The 15,082-nt window shown below is 61.6% G+C and carries 14 protein-coding genes and 1 pseudogene; 4 read left to right on the forward strand and 11 right to left on the reverse strand.

Annotated features, from left to right (window positions below; genetic code table 11):
- Positions 1 to 98: 98 nt before the first annotated feature.
- The 8 genes from PKE98_RS13550 to PKE98_RS13585 all read right to left on the reverse strand — a co-directional run bounded on the left by PKE98_RS13550 (position 99) and on the right by PKE98_RS13585 (position 8,273).
- Entirely contained in the window at positions 99 to 1,265 is a 1,167-nt protein-coding gene (locus PKE98_RS13550; RefSeq protein ID WP_271196031.1) for an MFS transporter, read from the reverse strand.
- 64 nt (positions 1,266 to 1,329) lie between these two features.
- Positions 1,330 to 1,578: a DUF1272 domain-containing protein gene (locus PKE98_RS13555; RefSeq protein ID WP_271195832.1), complete on the reverse strand. Its 249-nt coding sequence runs from the start codon at positions 1,576 to 1,578 to the stop codon at positions 1,330 to 1,332.
- A gap of 25 nt (positions 1,579 to 1,603) precedes the next feature.
- Positions 1,604 to 2,617, reverse strand: a complete 1,014-nt coding sequence (locus PKE98_RS13560) for a GlxA family transcriptional regulator (protein WP_271195833.1) — start codon at positions 2,615 to 2,617, stop codon at positions 1,604 to 1,606.
- A 114-nt stretch (positions 2,618 to 2,731) separates the two neighbouring features.
- Positions 2,732 to 3,841, reverse strand: coding sequence for a DNA topoisomerase IB (locus PKE98_RS13565; RefSeq protein WP_271195834.1), 1,110 nt, complete (start codon positions 3,839 to 3,841; stop codon positions 2,732 to 2,734).
- On the reverse strand, positions 3,838 to 4,536 hold the full coding sequence (locus PKE98_RS13570) for a DUF421 domain-containing protein (RefSeq protein WP_271195835.1): 699 nt from the start codon (positions 4,534 to 4,536) through the stop codon (positions 3,838 to 3,840). The genes PKE98_RS13565 and PKE98_RS13570 overlap by 4 nt, the downstream gene beginning before the upstream one ends.
- A 166-nt stretch (positions 4,537 to 4,702) precedes the next feature.
- Positions 4,703 to 4,972, reverse strand: coding sequence for a hypothetical protein (locus PKE98_RS13575; RefSeq protein ID WP_271195836.1), 270 nt, complete (start codon positions 4,970 to 4,972; stop codon positions 4,703 to 4,705).
- A 211-nt stretch (positions 4,973 to 5,183) separates the two neighbouring features.
- On the reverse strand, positions 5,184 to 6,317 hold the full coding sequence (locus tag PKE98_RS13580; RefSeq protein ID WP_271195837.1) for a catalase family protein: 1,134 nt from the start codon (positions 6,315 to 6,317) through the stop codon (positions 5,184 to 5,186).
- A gap of 60 nt (positions 6,318 to 6,377) precedes the next feature.
- Positions 6,378 to 8,273 carry a c-type cytochrome gene (locus tag PKE98_RS13585; RefSeq protein WP_271195838.1) on the reverse strand — a complete coding sequence of 632 codons (1,896 nt, stop codon included), beginning with the start codon at positions 8,271 to 8,273 and terminating at the stop codon, positions 6,378 to 6,380.
- A 273-nt stretch (positions 8,274 to 8,546) separates the two neighbouring features.
- Here PKE98_RS13585 and PKE98_RS13590 point away from each other — a divergent pair.
- Positions 8,547 to 8,708: pseudogene (locus PKE98_RS13590) on the forward strand (helix-turn-helix domain-containing protein); the annotation flags it as partial.
- Positions 8,709 to 8,841: 133 nt separating this feature from the next.
- Here PKE98_RS13590 and PKE98_RS13595 read toward each other — a convergent pair.
- From PKE98_RS13595 to PKE98_RS13605, 3 genes are read right to left on the reverse strand one after another with little or no spacing between them, the layout of a single operon-like run.
- Positions 8,842 to 9,708: a copper resistance protein B gene (locus PKE98_RS13595; protein WP_271195839.1), complete on the reverse strand. Its 867-nt coding sequence runs from the start codon at positions 9,706 to 9,708 to the stop codon at positions 8,842 to 8,844.
- A complete protein-coding gene (locus PKE98_RS13600) occupies positions 9,705 to 11,405 on the reverse strand; it encodes a copper resistance system multicopper oxidase (RefSeq protein WP_271195840.1) in 1,701 nt (566 codons plus the stop codon). Before PKE98_RS13600 ends, PKE98_RS13595 begins: the two co-directional genes overlap by 4 nt.
- A gap of 18 nt (positions 11,406 to 11,423) precedes the next feature.
- Positions 11,424 to 11,627 (reverse strand): heavy-metal-associated domain-containing protein, encoded by a 204-nt coding sequence (locus PKE98_RS13605; protein WP_271195841.1) that lies wholly within the window; start codon positions 11,625 to 11,627, stop codon positions 11,424 to 11,426.
- Positions 11,628 to 11,792: 165 nt separating this feature from the next.
- On the opposite strand from PKE98_RS13605, the gene PKE98_RS13610 reads away from it, so the two are divergent.
- Genes PKE98_RS13610 through PKE98_RS13620 form a run of 3 tightly spaced genes read left to right on the forward strand, consistent with a single transcriptional unit; the run spans position 11,793 to position 15,039 of the window.
- The gene (locus PKE98_RS13610) at positions 11,793 to 13,082 is read left to right on the forward strand and encodes an NAD(P)/FAD-dependent oxidoreductase (protein WP_271195842.1); all 1,290 of its coding nucleotides are present in this window, start codon (positions 11,793 to 11,795) and stop codon (positions 13,080 to 13,082) included.
- A gap of 14 nt (positions 13,083 to 13,096) precedes the next feature.
- The gene (locus tag PKE98_RS13615; protein ID WP_271195843.1) at positions 13,097 to 13,654 is read left to right on the forward strand and encodes a helix-turn-helix domain-containing protein; all 558 of its coding nucleotides are present in this window, start codon (positions 13,097 to 13,099) and stop codon (positions 13,652 to 13,654) included.
- A gap of 23 nt (positions 13,655 to 13,677) precedes the next feature.
- The gene (locus PKE98_RS13620) at positions 13,678 to 15,039 is read left to right on the forward strand and encodes a glutamine synthetase family protein (RefSeq protein ID WP_373877855.1); all 1,362 of its coding nucleotides are present in this window, start codon (positions 13,678 to 13,680) and stop codon (positions 15,037 to 15,039) included.
- Positions 15,040 to 15,082 lie beyond the last annotated feature (43 nt).

A 15,082-nucleotide genomic window follows, 5' to 3' on the forward strand; every position in this document is an offset into this window, starting at 1 on the left:
TTCAGTTGGCAAAAAGGCGACCTTCGGGTCGCCTTTTTTATGCCTGTCTGGGAGGGCCTGTTCCAGGAATCGAGACTTCAGCCTCGATGCTTTGGACCTTAAACCGCCACAGCGGATCTGCGGGCCGGCAGCAACATCAGCAACGCAATCGCCACCAGTGGCAACACACCCATGTTGATCGCCGCCCACCCGAGCCCGGTGATCAACGCGCCGGAGGCAAACGAGGCGCAGGCCGCCACCGATCCATTCACCAGTTCCATCAAGCCCTGCGCCTGGCCGCGTTCGCCGGCAACATGCCCTTCGGCAAGCAGCGTGGTGCCGGCGATGAGTGCCAGGTTCCAGCCCAGGCCGAGCAGAAACGAGCTGATGAGAAAGTGCGTATGGCTCAGCCCCAGCAATGCCACCACGGCACTGGCCAGCAGAATGCTGCCGCCCAGTACCGCTACCCGGCGACTGCCGAGGCGATCTACCAGCGGCCCGGCAACAAAAGCGGGCAGGAACATACCGAGCATGTGCCACTGAATGACCCCGGCGCTGGTCGCCACATCAAAGCCGCAAAAGCTCATGGCCAAGGGCGTGGCGTTCATCACCAGAATCATCAGGCCATGACCGATCGCGGTGGTGGCGATGGCGGCGCGCACCAGCGGCCGTGCCAACAGTTCACGCATTGCCGCCAGCCCGGGTTTGCCAGGCGCCGGTGCGGCGCCTTCGCGCAGTTGGCTGACCAGCAGCAGGCCCAGGGCCGCCAACGCCGCAATCATCAGGTAGGCGCCCATGTACGGCGTGCTCAACGCGCTGCGTGACCACAGCGCCAGGCTCGGCGCGATCAGTGCCGCCACCACACCGCCGCCAATCACACAGGCGGTGGCGCGGCCTTTCTGCTGTTCGTCCACAGCTTCCAGTGCAGCGAAGCGGTAATACATCGCTGAGGCCTGGTACGCGCCGATGGGTAGGGCGCCGAGGCAGAACAGCGCGAAGTCGCCAATGCCCACCCCCAACGCGCAGATCAACCCGCCGACCACGCCACTGCCAGCGCCCAGCATCAGCCCCGGTCGACGGCCATGGCGTTGCATAAACAGCGACAACGGTTGCACCGCGAGCAGGTTGCCCATCACCAGCAATGCCAGGGGCAGGGTGGCCAGCACATTGCTGGGCGCCAATTGCAGGCCCACCAGGGAGGTAAGGGTGATGCCGATCAGCGAGCAGGACCAGTACAGGGCTTGACCGGCAAACAGCAGGCGAACGGAAGCATTGCGCAGCAGCAACATGATGGCGCCTCGTAAAGGTTGGGGGCAGTCAGCTGAGCGCGGGCGCGCTCAGCTGGGTGGATTAACGTGCGTTAACACAGCCTTCGGGTTTCAGCACGCGTTCGGTTGATGCGGGGTTGTTCACCAGTTTGGCGGCTGGCCGACGCGGGCGTTGCAGCAGTTCACCACCGCAGTTAGGGCATGCGCCTTCGAGATGGGTTTCGGCGCAGTCGACGCAGAAGGTGCATTCAAAGGTGCAGATGCGTGCGTCTACCGAGTCGGGCGGCAGGTCGCGGTCGCAGCATTCGCAGTTGGGGCGCAGTTCAAGCATGGCGTGTTCCTTCTCGCAGGCGTGGTTAGCTAAAGCGTTGGGCGTATTCCTGGGGGCTTACCGCCAGGTGTTTATGAAAGGTACGGCGCAGGTTCTCCGGGTGGCCGAAGCCGGTCAGGCGCGCCACGGTGCTGATCGAGGCCTGGGCGTCTTGCAGCAACGTGCGAGCCGCTTCAAGGCGCAGGCGTTCGACATAGCGCCCGGGACCCATGCCCATTTCCTGAGTAAATACCCGCGAAAGGGTACGCGGCGTCAGCTTGGCCTGTTGCGCCAGCGTTTGCAGCGACAGATCAGCCCCAAGGTTGGCTGGCAGCCAATCCAGCAACGCGGCCAGGCGCGGTACGCGGCTGGGCTCGGGCGTCAGCAGGGCGCTGAATTGGGTCTGGCCACCGGGCCGGCGCAGGAACATCACCAGGCGCCGGGCGACGCTCAGGGCGATAGCACGGCCCAGGTCGGCCTCAACCAGTGCCAGGGCCAGGTCGATGCCGGCAGTGACGCCGGCCGAGGTGAAGACGTGGCTATCGCCATCCTGATTGCGTGGGTCGTAGGTGTGCAGACGATCGCTTTCGATCCGTACGTTGGGAAAACAATCACGCAGTTCATCGACATCGGCCCAGTGCGTGGTGGCCTGGCGGCCGTTCAGTACGCCGGCCTGGGCAAGAATCAGGGCGCCGGAGCAGATGGAACCGAGACGCCGCACCTGGGGTTCAGCAGCGTGCAGCCAGGCCAGCAGCTCGGTTTCCTGCATTTGCGCGTTCACCCCCAGCCCGCCAGGCACCAACAAAGTGTCCAGATGCGCCGGGTTCAGTTCTCGCCACGGCCGGTCCACGCACAAGCGCAGGCCGGCAGAGGTGGCTACGGGAGTGTGGTGGGCGCCTATCAGCAGCAAGTCGTAAAACGCCGGCAAGCCTTGGCGTTCGCGCTCGACATTGGCTGAGGCAAACACCTGCATGGGGCCGGTAACGTCAAGGCTCATCACCTGCGGGTATATCAGGCAAGCGACGGTGCGCAGGGGTTCGGCCGGGAAGGGTTTGGACATGGGCAAGGCATCTGGGGAAATCGATGGCCTATTCTGTCGCGCGAAGCTGTTGGCAACAATGACAATAAGCCCACAGATCTTGCCATGTCAGGTAGAAATCGCGGCCGTCTAGCCTTACGGGGTGGGCGATAACTGCTCGAGAAACCGCATGAGCGTCACTTCTTCCTCGCGCAGCCCTTTTCGGGTTCGAGGTTTACCCAGGTTGGCGAGTTCGCCGGCGATAAAGTGATCGAGCACGGCGGGGTGCACGTAGCACTTGCGGCAGATGGCCGGAGTGTTGCCCAGCTGGCTGGCGACATCCTTGATGACTTCGTTGATCACGCGCTTTTGCTCGGTCACCGAGCGTTCTTCTGCCGGTAGGCGCCGCAATTGGTCCAGTGCCAGGGCGGTGCCGGCCCAGGTGCGGTAGTCCTTGGCGGTAAAGTCGCTGCCGCTTTGTTTCTGCAGATACTGGTTAATATCCGAGGAGGTCACTACTCGGCGCTGCTGATCGTCGTCCAGATACTGAAACAGGTGCTGTCCCGGCAGCTCCAGGCAGCGGCGGATAATGCGCGCCAGCCGCGGGTGTTGCAGGCTGACCTGGTGCTCGACGCCGCTCTTGCCGCGAAACTGAAAACGGATGCCGGCACCTTTTACCTCGACATGGCGGTTGCGCAAGGTGGTCAGGCCGAACGATTTGTTGTCGCGGGCGTATTGGGTGTTGCCTACCCGAATCAGCGTGGAATCCAGCAGCGCGACGACTGTGGCGACCACTTTGTCATGGCCCAGGCCTGGCAACTGCAGGTGTTCTTCTGTGCGTGTGCGCAGCTTGGGCAGGGCACGGCCGAACTCCAGCAGGCGCTCGTATTTGTCGGCATCGCGAATTTCCCGCCAGCGCGGGTGGTAGCGGTACTGTTTACGGCCGCGGGCATCGCGCCCGGTGGCTTGCAGGTGGCCTTTTGGGTCGGGACAGATCCACACGTCCTGATAGGCCGGTGGAATGGCCAGCTTGTTGATGCGCTGAATTTCGTCGGCGTCGCGGATGCGCTCGCCGTCGAGATCAAAATAGGCGAATTTGCCGCGCAGCTTGCGACGCTTGAAGCCCGGTTGGCTGTCGTCCACGTAGTGCAGGTCGGGCGGTAAGGTGGGGCACAAAAGCGTGCCGGTATCCACGCCTTCGTCATCAGGCAGCGGGCGCTTGCCTTTGGCCAGCGGCAGTACTTCGGGTTGGATGGCGCTGGTCATGACGGGGCGTACCTCTGGCTGCTGATTGCTTCGCTCCACTCTTCATGCTTGCAGCGGGAGCAGGGACCGCCGCCGCCAGCTTGCAGCTCTGTGGTTTTGCCGCAGCAGGTACAGGCATACAAACCGGCAGCCGGCACCTGGCGATACTGCTGGCGCAGAGGGCTGGGCAGCACGGACAGGCCAGGGCGCACCTGGTCTTCGGGCTGAAAATACAGGCTGACGTCCCCGTTCACTTCCATGATCCCGATGCGCACTTGGCCCAGGTGCTCCACGCCCTTTTGCCGTAGCTCCATAAAGAACTCGTCGGTGGAGATGTTCTTGCGTTCCAGATTCGGCACGTCGCACACGCCATCTTCGATGATCACTGCGGGTTTGCCTTCCAGCCAGTCACCGAAACGTGGCATGCGCTCCATGGCATAGGTGGTGACGCGGTACATCACCAGCAGGGTGAGAAACACCATGGCTACCGGCAACAACGGCACATCGTCATAGAAGGTGACATCGCCCGCCGCCGAGCCCAGGGTGAGAATTACCACCAGTTCGAACAGCGACAATTGGCGCACACCGCGGCGCCCGGAAATCTTCAGAAAGCTGAACACCACCAGGTACGCAAAGAGCGTGCGCAAGGTGACTTCAAAGAGAAACTGCAGGGGCAGTTTGTCGATCAGCATCCGCTGCCAATCGAAGGCGGTCATGGGCGATGGCTCAGGAGTAAAGGCATGGGGCGTGCTACCTGTCAGGTGTTGAAGGTAGACGGCGGGACAGGCGGTTAGGTTCGGTGTTTTTCATGCGCGTTCAGCGCTGGCCAAAACGACTGCGGGCAGCTTGAAGGCTGCCCGCAGGGTGTTGCATGGAATTCGCTTACGCAGTCATCTTCCATGGCTCCAGGTCATAACCCTGCTGGTTCAATTCGGCCCGCGACTGTTCAAGCAGGCGCTGCAGTTCAGCTGGGTTGGTGAACGCGCTGGGGGACACCTGAGTGCGGCCCAACAGACGGGTATTGGTACGGTCAATTACCGAAAAATTCACTTCACCGGTGCCATCTTGTGGCGCCCAGGCGACGCATTGGAACGGTTGAAAAGCGCGGTGAGCAATCAACAAGGCTTCGTTAACACGGAGCGGGGTATTCATGGGGTTGTTTCTCCGATGGGTCCCAACAGTAAGCGGCCGCTGGAGCGAGTCTTCGCTACTGTGGCCTTCAGGGTGTTGATGGCCGCACCTGACCCTTGAGTCACAATAAAGTCGCTGATTAGCAGAAATAAGTCGCAAATCTGATAAAAGCGCCAGGTTTTTCAACAAAAAGCCCCGCATGGCGGGGCTTTGGAAGGGCTACTACGGTTTTTTATTGAGCGTTGCGCTCGTGGCGGTAGGCGCTTACGGCTTCATATACGGCTTTACGCAGGCGGTTGATGCCGCCTAACGGACGATGCTCGGGCAATGCGTGCCAGGGGTTGAACGACTGGTTGTCGCAAGCAATGGTCTGCTCGGTGCTGTCGAAATCCTGTGCCGGCACCTTGATGGTGGCGACGGTTTCGAACGGCGAGATGGCTTCGCTCCACTGGATGCTCGTGTCTTCCAGCGGCATGTAGTGGTCGGGGTTTTGCCGTTGCACTTGCAACTCGAAGCAGGCCGGCATGCGGTCCAGCGACAGCTGCTGGTACAGCGCGTCATGCAGGAAGTTTGGCATGTCGGTATTCACCGCTGGCAGTGTGTAAGCCGGGCAGCGCTCCGGTGCGGGCACCACGCGGTATTTGATGTTGTGCGGGCCAAATTTGAACGGCGCTACGGAGTCGTAGGTGGTGGCGACCGGGCTGTTCGGGGCCGGTGCCAGTGTCTTAAGGGCGATGGTCAGGTGGCGAATCTGCCACGTGCGCGGGTCCAGGCTGGGGAAAAAGGCGAGTACTTTTTTGCCGTCGGCCTGGGCCTTGAAGTTGCTCTGGTATTCAGCCACGTCGCTGACGAAAAACGACGGGTGATTGAACATCACAAAATCCTGTTCACCGGCAACGGCGGGCGAGTTCATCAGCTTGGCGCCCGGCACGTCGAACAGCTTGATCGCCATGCCGCGGGCGTCGCGGACACGGTCGAACTGCGGATAGGCGTTGCCGTTGGATAAACGCATCAGCGCTTGCCAGGTTTTGCCAGGTTCGCTGAAAACCCCCTGACGCAGCTCCCCGTTCAATTCGGGCAGCACGGTGACTTCGGCTTTCACGCAGCCGTGAGCCTTGGCGTGGGCGTCACGCAGGACGCGAGTCTGATCTTTGTGTTGCTCCACCACGCGAATGGCATCTTCGATAATGCCGCGGGTCATGGCTGCTTCGCCGGGCGGAATCTGCTCCTGGGCAGACACCGGGCCTGAGAATTTCCAGGCGTAATACAGCTCGGCGATGCCCCAGCCACCCAGGCCGACCACGGCCAGAAATAACACCAGTTTGCCAAGTAGACGGCCAAGCCAGAGCCAGAAACGTTTGAGCATGTAGCGAATCCTTGTGAAGTCGGTGGCTAAGCCGGGCAGGGGCGCCCGGCGTCCCTGTCGTTACTTACTGGCCTGAGTGGCGATGCTCTGGCAACTCGGGCCGGGGTTCCACGGCGCGGGCGTAACAGGCTGCAATTGGCTTTCCAGTGCCGGGTTGCCCAGCACCTTGAGGTATTCGATCAGCGCTAGCCGTTCGTTGGGCTGCAGGCCGCGCCCGATCACACCTTGCTGCCGGCAACCGTCGCGGAATTCATGACCCTGGTTGCTGTTGCCGGTGATGCTGGTTTTAAACAGGAACCCACCATCGAATTTCTCGCTGCGGTAGCCCGCGCGTTCCGGGTCGTACTCGTGGTTGCCGACCCAGAACTCTGCACGGCGCTCGTACACCGGCGACAGCAGCTCGAACAAGGTCGGTACCGAGCCGTTGTGCAGGAAGGGCGGCGTCGCCCAGATGCCATCAAGCGGTCGCGCCTTGTAGCCACGCTTTTCCTGCACGCCGATGGGCAGACCGTAGCCGTCCATTTTCCAGCGCTCTTCACCGCTGATGCCGGCATCCTGATACGCGCGGTTCTCTACGTACGCGGTGATATAGGCCAGGCCCTTGGCGCTGGAAATGCTACGGAAATTCAGGTCTTCCAGCTTGCCGTCGAACAGCTTCACGCCTAGGCCGCTCAACTGCTCCTTGCTCCAGCCGAGCTTGCTGATGTTGAAGCGGTGGTCGGCGATGTTGTCGGCGGTGGTGGGGTCGGTGCCGACAATGCTGACCGGCACGATGCGCATACGCCATTCCGGGTCGCGGCTGGGGGCCAGGCGTTTATCCGGCGCCTTGGGGTCGGGCGCGTGGCAGTAGGCGCAATTTTCCTGGTACAGCGCATGGCCACGGCTGGCCAGCTCGATATTGACCTTGCCCAGCACTGGCTCCGGCCACGCTGGCGGCTTGAGCTGTTTGAGGGTTTCTTCCAGGGTGTAAAGATCACGCACCCGCACGGTGGAGGCGTAGCGCTCGGCTTCCGGCACACGGCCCTGGTTGTTCTCGAACAGTTTTACCGAAGCGCCGACACCCAAGGCTTCGCCGATATTGCGCGCCATTGGCTGCATGGCCGAGCCGTTCCACTGTACCCAGTCGAATTTCCAGATATCCCACAACTGCGGGTAGCTCACCGGTGCATTGCCCATGCGGTAGTTGCTGGGGTCGATGGCATCGCCAAATACGGTGTTGGCAATTCGGCCAAAGGCGTCGGTGCGGCCAAACCCTTCTTCGGTGGGGTACAGGCCGCGGTGGGTGTCGTTCCAGGCTTGGGAGAGCAGGCGGTCGAGCGTCACCTTCAGGTCGGTGCGCAATTGTTCGCGGCCTTCGGGGTATTTGCTGCCCAGCACGGTCTTGGCAAAGCGGTTGAATTTGAGCGGGTTGTAGTAGGTAAAGGCCAGGCTCATGCCCAAGGCTTGGCCGAAACTGCCGCCTTTCAGCGTGGGCACTGTGGAGGCCAGCGAATGCAGCGCAGCGCCACCGTCGATACGCACTGCCTGCCCTTTGAAACGCAGCTCGCCGGTATGGCAGGCCGCGCAGCTGATATCCAGCAATTGCACGCCGGTTTCATCTTCTTCGTGGCGAGCAAAACCCACCGGCAAATTGCCGGGGTTCAAGGCGGTAGGTTTTTGATTGGGCTCGGTTAGAAAACCGAAGCGGGCCAGGTACTCGGGGGCGGCAAATTTGGCGTCGGAGAAGGGCAATTCCAGCGCCGTAAACCACTCATAGCGCATGCCTTTAACTTCGGTGCCTTGCGGGGTGTAGTAGTAGGTTTGCCGAGCCTCGGGGGTCCACTGTTCCAGATAGTGCAACTGGCTGGGCTGTTCATAGCCTGGCAGGTTGGGGTTGGCGATGTAATACAACACGACGGCGAGCAGCGCCAGAACGGCGAGCACCACCAGAAGCAAGACTCGCTTCACAACCTTCATGGGAACAGTCCTTGTGCGTTTTTTGTTGGCTGAGCGTTTATGCCAAGCAAACGCAGGAATGGCAAGAAGCTAATCACCTATTGTTCTTATGGAATCGGGAACTTTTTTAATAGGCATACGGCACTGCTTATAAGAAAAGCATCCAACCAGCGTCAAAAAACTTGCTAGGGTTCAAACAGGGGCCGAAAACGCTTGTTTTTAATCGGAAAAAATATAACGGACATCAGGGAGCAGAACGCCATGCTCGACATGCTCGATAGCCAGGACTCGCCGCCACCCATCTCCACGCTGAATGTTTATAAGAGCAACGCGGAACGCCAGGCCTTGAGCGATGCGCTGGCGCGTTACGGCAGCAATATGAGTGTGGCAGCACGCATGCTCGGCATCTCGCGGCCTACGTTCTACAGGCTGCTGCACAAGCATCGATTGCGGTGAGGGCTACACCGGTTTTCTGATGCGGAGTTAGGCGATGAGGGATTGGCGAACAGTGCTGGCCCGTTCTGATTTGTATAAAGATCATATGCTCCGCTGATGATCTTTATACGGATCCTCAGCGCCTAAGCGCGTCTTAAAACCATAGCCTGATACCCACAACCAATCGCGCGTGTGCGTCATCCTCTTCCGCGGCCGTGTGGCCATGGCTTTTGTTCCAGGTCAGGCCCACGTACGGCGCAATTTCCGGTCGCAGGTGGTAGCGCAAGCGCAGCCCGAGCTCGGTGGTTGCCAGACCTGCACCTACCTCACGTTCGGCATCGTCCTTCCCATAGAAGTTGGCTTCGGCCAGTGGCTGCAGCACCAGGCGCTGGGTGAGCAGCAGGTTGTATTCGGCCTTTAGACGCAGGGCGCTCTGGTTGTTTTCGCCGAGGTAGGCGGTGGCTTCGGTTTCCAGGCCATAGAGCGGTGTGCCTTGAATACCCAAGGCCGCCCAGGTTTGCGCGGGGCCGGGTTTGAAGTCTTGCCGGGCACCGAGCACTACGTCCCACCAGGGGCTAATGGCGTGGCCCCACAGCGCTTGCAGTTCGGCGTTGTCGGTGCGGCCATCTACCCGTTCGCCTTCGCTGCGCAGTACCAGACGGTCGATATCACCACCCAGCCAGGCGTCGATATCCCAGGCCAGGGCATTGCCGGCATCGAGGTTTTGCCATTCCAGGCGGTCGATCAGTACGTAGCTGTTGAGTGTGTGCTCGTGGCTGTCGTGGCCGCTGTGCAAGGCTGGGAACGCGGCTTGGCGGTCGGCGTCGGTCAGCGGCGCAATCGGGGTGCGGCTTTCGCTTGCGGCAGGCAGTGGGGTGCTGCCTGCGCTCATGTCGTGGTCCATGCCGCTCATATCCATGCCGGGCATGCTCATGCCGTGCATCGAGTGGTCCATCGCCTCGGCTGCATGGGCGCTGTTCAGCAGCGTGGCGGCCAGGGCGGCGCAGGTCAGGAGCTTCATGATGCGTGTCCTTCTTCTACGCGCACTTCGCGCATCATGCCGGCGCTCATGTGCAGCAGCAGGTGGCAGTGATAGGCCCAGCGACCGAGGGCATCGGCGGTGACGCGGTAGCTGCGTTTGCTGCCCGGCGGCAAGTTGATGGTGTGTTTGCGCACTTGAAAGTTGCCGTGCTCGTCTTCCAGGTCGCTCCACAGCCCGTGCAGGTGGATGGGGTGGGCCATCATGGTGTCATTCACCAGCACGAGGCGCACGCGTTCGCCGTAGGTGAGGCGGATGGGCTCGGCAGCGGAGAAGGGCACGCCGTCGAAAGACCAGGCGAATTTTTCCATATGCCCGGTCAGGTGCAGTTCCAGAGTGCGGCTGGGTTCGCGACCATCGGGGTCGGCGAATGCGCTGTGCAGGTCGCTGTAGGTGAGTACGCGACGGCCGTTGTCGCGCAGGCCGATACCGGGGTCATCGAGCTTGGCGCTGGGCATCATGGTTTGCATGTCCACCAGCGGGTTGTCGCTTTCTGTAGCCGGGTGGCTTTGCATACCGACCCTGTTCGAATGATTCATGCCGGCCATACCGCTCATATCACCATGGTTCATGCCCATCTCATTCATGCTCAGAAGGGGGCGTGGGTCGAGCGGTGGCACTGCGCCGCGCAGGCCTTCACGCACCGCTAGGGTGCCGCAGGCATAGCCGCTACGGTCCATGGCCTGGGCGAAGAGGGTGTAGGCCTCGGCGTTTTCCGGTTGCACGATCACGTCGTAGGTTTCGGCGGAGGCCAGGCGCAATTCATCGACCACCACCGGGTTGATGTACTGGCCATCGGCAGCGACGACGGTCATTTTCAGGCCGGGAATGCGCAGGTCGAAGTAGGTCATGGAGCCGGCATTGATCAGACGCAGGCGAACGCGCTCGCCGGGGTTGAACAGGCCCGTCCAGTTGTCATCCGGCGCGTGGCCGTTCATGAGATAGGTGTAGGTCTGGCCGCTGACGTCGGCGATATCGGTAGGCGTCATGCGCATCTGCGCCCAGCCCAGGCGTTCGCTGAACGTGGCCTTCCAGCCGTCGCGACCCACGTCGTCGATAAAGTCGCCTAGGGTGCGTTTTTTGCCGTTGTAGTAGTCGGCCTGTTTTTTCAGGGTCGGTAGCAGGCCGTTGGGGTTTTCATCGGTCCAGTCGCTGAGCATCACCACGTAGTCGCGATCAAAACTGAAGGGTTCGGGCTCGAGCGGGTCGATTACCAGCGGTGCGTAAAGACCGGCCTGTTCCTGCATGCCGGAGTGGCTGTGGTACCAGTACGTGCCGTGCTGTTTGACCGTGAAGCGGTAGGTGTACTGGTCGCCGGGCGCGATGCCATCGAAACTCATGCCGGGCACGCCGTCCATGTTGGCCGGCAGCAAAATGCCGTGCCAATGAAGCGAGGTGGCCTCGCTCAAGCGGTTTTTTACCCGCAGGGTTACGGTGTCGCCTTCGCGCCAGCGCAAGAGCGGGCCTGGCAGGCTGCCGTTGATGGTGATGGCGGTGCGAGGCTTGCCGGTGATATTCACCGGGCTCTGGCCGATGCTCAGGTCGAACTCGGTGCCGCTGAGCGTCGGTAGCTGGCCGGGGCTGTTCAGGGCCCATACCGGCGTGCGCCACAAGCCAAGGCCGCCGAGCACCGTGCCAGCTGTCAGGGTTTTAACAAACGTACGTCTGCTGAATGACATGACGACTAATCCCCAGCATTAGTGAAGGCTGATTCGGCTCGCGAAGCCCAGTTGGTTAACTGCCAGATTCAAGCGTTCGGCAGGGGTGCTGCTGTCGACGTGCACGAGGCCGGCGCGACCATCCACTTGCACCTGAGCGTCGGGGTCCAGTGCATGAATGGCCTGGGTGATTTTGCTGACACAACTGCTGCAGCCGATGCCGGATACGTTGAGCGTGATCATGGGTTTCTCCCTGCAATAAGTGGCGTTGGGCTGAGTTTCAGCCTTGTCACAATGGCAAGGTCAAGGGGGAACGTTTGAGCATTGAAGTTGCCCCGGTGAAATTTTTCAGATAATTTTCATGAAAGTATTTTTAATAAATTTCACCTGCGTGAATTTGGATGGTCCATGTTTCAGCGCTCTTCTCAGCACGTCGACAGCTATTACGCCCACAGCTGCGCCGCTTTAATGAAACCGCGCGCGCCGTTACAGGGTGAGCACAACACCGATGTGGTGGTAGTCGGTGCGGGTTTCAGCGGCCTGCACACGGCACTGCGTCTAGCCAAGGCGGGCAAACGGGTTACGCTGATCGAGGCCAGCCGTGTGGCCTGGGCCGCCAGCGGGCGCAATGGCGGGCAGGCAATTCTCGGTTGGTCGTGCGATATGCCGCCACTGGAGGCGGCGTTGGGCCTGGAGCGTGCACGGCGCCTGTGGGACAGCATGCGCTGGGCCGCCCAGGAGCTGCGTGAACTGCCGGGCCGCCATGGCTTTGATTGCGACTACCGCGCCGGCCACCTATGGACCTCGGTGATGCCTCGGCGCAATGCCATCCTGCATGAGTGGCAGCACGAGGCCAGCCACAAATGGGGCCATGACGCGCTGCAATTTATTCCCCGAGACGAGTTGCCCAACTGGGTGTCCAGCGAGCGTTACCAGGCCGGCCTTTACGACCCCGAGGGTGGTCATCTCAATCCTTTGAAACTGGCACTTGGCCTGGCCGCTGCTATCGAGGCGGCTGGCGGATGCATTCACGAGCACAGCAAAGCGCTCAGCTATCGCCAGGAAGGCCTGGGCTATGTGGTGAAAACCGAGCAGGGCAGTGTGCGTGCCGATGTGTTGGTGCTGGCCTGCAATGCTTATATCGACGAGCTCGACCCGGCCCTGGCCAAGCGTGTTCTGCCGGTTGGCACCTATCAGGTGGCCACTGCGCCGCTGGATGAGGCGCACGCCAGGGCGCTGCTGCCGACCAATGCCTGCGTCACCGACAACCAGTTCGTACTCGACTATTTCCGCCTCACGCCGGACCACCGTCTGCTTTTCGGCGGCGGCTGCACTTACCTGGGCGGCATGCCCAAGGACATCGCTGGCGCGACTCGGCCGTTCCTCGAACGTGTGTTCCCGCAGTTGGCTGGCGTGCCGATCGAATTCGCCTGGGGCGGCCATATCGACATCACCCTCAAACGCACCCCGGACCTTGGTCGCGAGGGCAACCGCTACTGGCTGCAAGGCTATTCGGGCCATGGCGTGCTGCCGACCCTGGCCGGCGCCCGCGCGGTCAGCGACGCCGTTCTCGGTAACTCTGACCTGCTCGATTTGTACCAAGGCTTGAGCAACCCAAGCTTTCCCGGCGGCCGCTACCTGGCGGCGCCGCTGGAGGCGGTGGGCAAGGCCTGGTACCGCCTGCGCGACAGCATCTGATGGAGCACACCCCGGTGACCAAAGAAGAAGAAATTGCCGCGCTGGCGATCCTGATCCACGACCTGCGCAAGCACAAGAAATACACCCTGCAGGAGCTGGCGGACAAAATCGGCCGCTCGGTGGGTTTTCTCTCTCAGGTGGAGCGGGGGTTGTCGCGCCCGACGGTGGCAGATTTGACCGCTATCAGTCAGGCGCTGGACGTGACCACCACGTATTTCTACAACCTGTCCAAACCCAAGCAGCTGCCGTGGGTAACCCGCCCGGACGAGCGCCGTACCCTGTATTTCGCCAACGGTATTACCGACATTCTGGTATCGCCGAAAATGTCAGCGAGTTTTTCCATGCTGGAAAGCTTGCTGGAACCAGGCTCCAGTTCCGGTGAGCGGACCCTGAGCGATATTTCCGAGCAGGGCGGCTATGTGCTTGAAGGCGAGCTGACGCTGTGGCTCGGCGACAGTGATGAACCCGTGGTGTTGCGCACCGGCGACGCCTTCCAGCTCGACCGTCACGCCCATTGCCGCTACGGCAACCTCTCCGAACAACCGACCCGCGTGTTGTGGGTGTACACATGATCAACTCTGAAGGACTTGCTGCCATGACTGCCGCCCCCCTGAGCGCAGAAAACGCCGACCTGCTCGCCGAAGTACGCGCCTTTCGCCAGCGCTACCCCGAGGTGCGTTACGTCGATCTGATTTCCCTGGATATTCCCGGGCATTTCTACGGCAAACGCTACCCGGTGGAGATGCTGGAAAAGGTGGCGGCCGGCAGTGCCCTCAAGCTGCCGCAAAACTGCGTGCTGCTGGGCGTGCAGGGCGGGCTGTTCAAGATTGGCGACTACTGTTTTCACGACGGTGACCCCGATGCCGTGCGCCGTCTGGTGCCGGGCACGCTCAAGCCGGTGACTTGGGAAGCGACGCCGGTGGGGCAGATGCTGATCACCTCCGACGGCACCGCCGCGCCCATCGAGTTCGAGCCGCGCGAAGTGCTGGCCCAGGTGCTGCAACGCCTGCGCGGCAAGGGCATTCACCCGGTGGTGGCATTCGAGCTGGAGTTCTACCTGTTCGACAAGAAACTGCGCGATGGCTTGCCGCAGTTTCCCCGTGACGCGCTGAGCGACGACGGCGATGACATGCCGAACATGCATATCGAGCGCCTGACCCGTTTCGCCCCGGTGCTCGATGACATGGTGGAAACCGCCCGCCTGCAAGGCATCGACACCACGGTGATTACCGCAGAACTGGGCCCCGGCCAGTTCGAAATCAACTTCGGGCATCTGGACGACGGTCTCAAAGCCGCCGACTGGGCCGCCCTGTTTTGCCGCAGCACCCGTGGTGTCGCGCTCAAGCACGGTTACCGCGCCAGCTTTATGGCCAAGCCGTACCTCGAACACCCGGGCAGCGGCATGCACGTGCACGTGAGCCTGTACGACGCCGAGGGCAACAACCTGCTGGCGGCCAACGAGCAGCAAGCGCTGCGCCACGCGGTGGCCGGTTGCCTGGAGTTGCTGCCGCATTGCATGCCGATCTTTGCCCCGAACCAGAACGCCTACCGCCGTCTGGGCGGTACGGTCAACGCGGCGACACGTGCCAGCTGGGGTTATGAAGACCGTGATGCCTGCGTGCGCATTCCCGAGTCGGACGCGAAGAACCTGCGTATCGAGCACCGTATTTCCGGTGCCGATGCCAACCCGTACCTTGTGCTGGCGGCCATTCTGGTCGGCCTGGAACAAGGCCTGGCCAACGGTCGTGAGCCGATTGCGCCACTAAACGAAGACCGTAGCAGCGGCCTGGATTTCCCTCTGGACATCCTTCAAGCCGTGCGTGCCATGCAGCAGCAACCTGAACTGCGCCAGGGTCTGGGCGCCGAGTTCGTGGATGTGTACTGCGAAAACAAGCGCCAGGACCACCTGGCCTTCCTGCAGGAAATCAGTGCGCGTGAGTACCGCTGGTTTCTTTGACTTTTCCATGCCGGGCGCAGTGCTGCCGGGCCGTAAGGAGTGC

This window comes from Pseudomonas turukhanskensis, assembly GCF_027922365.1.
In the GTDB taxonomy this organism is placed as follows: Bacteria; Pseudomonadota; Gammaproteobacteria; order Pseudomonadales; family Pseudomonadaceae; genus Aquipseudomonas; species Aquipseudomonas turukhanskensis.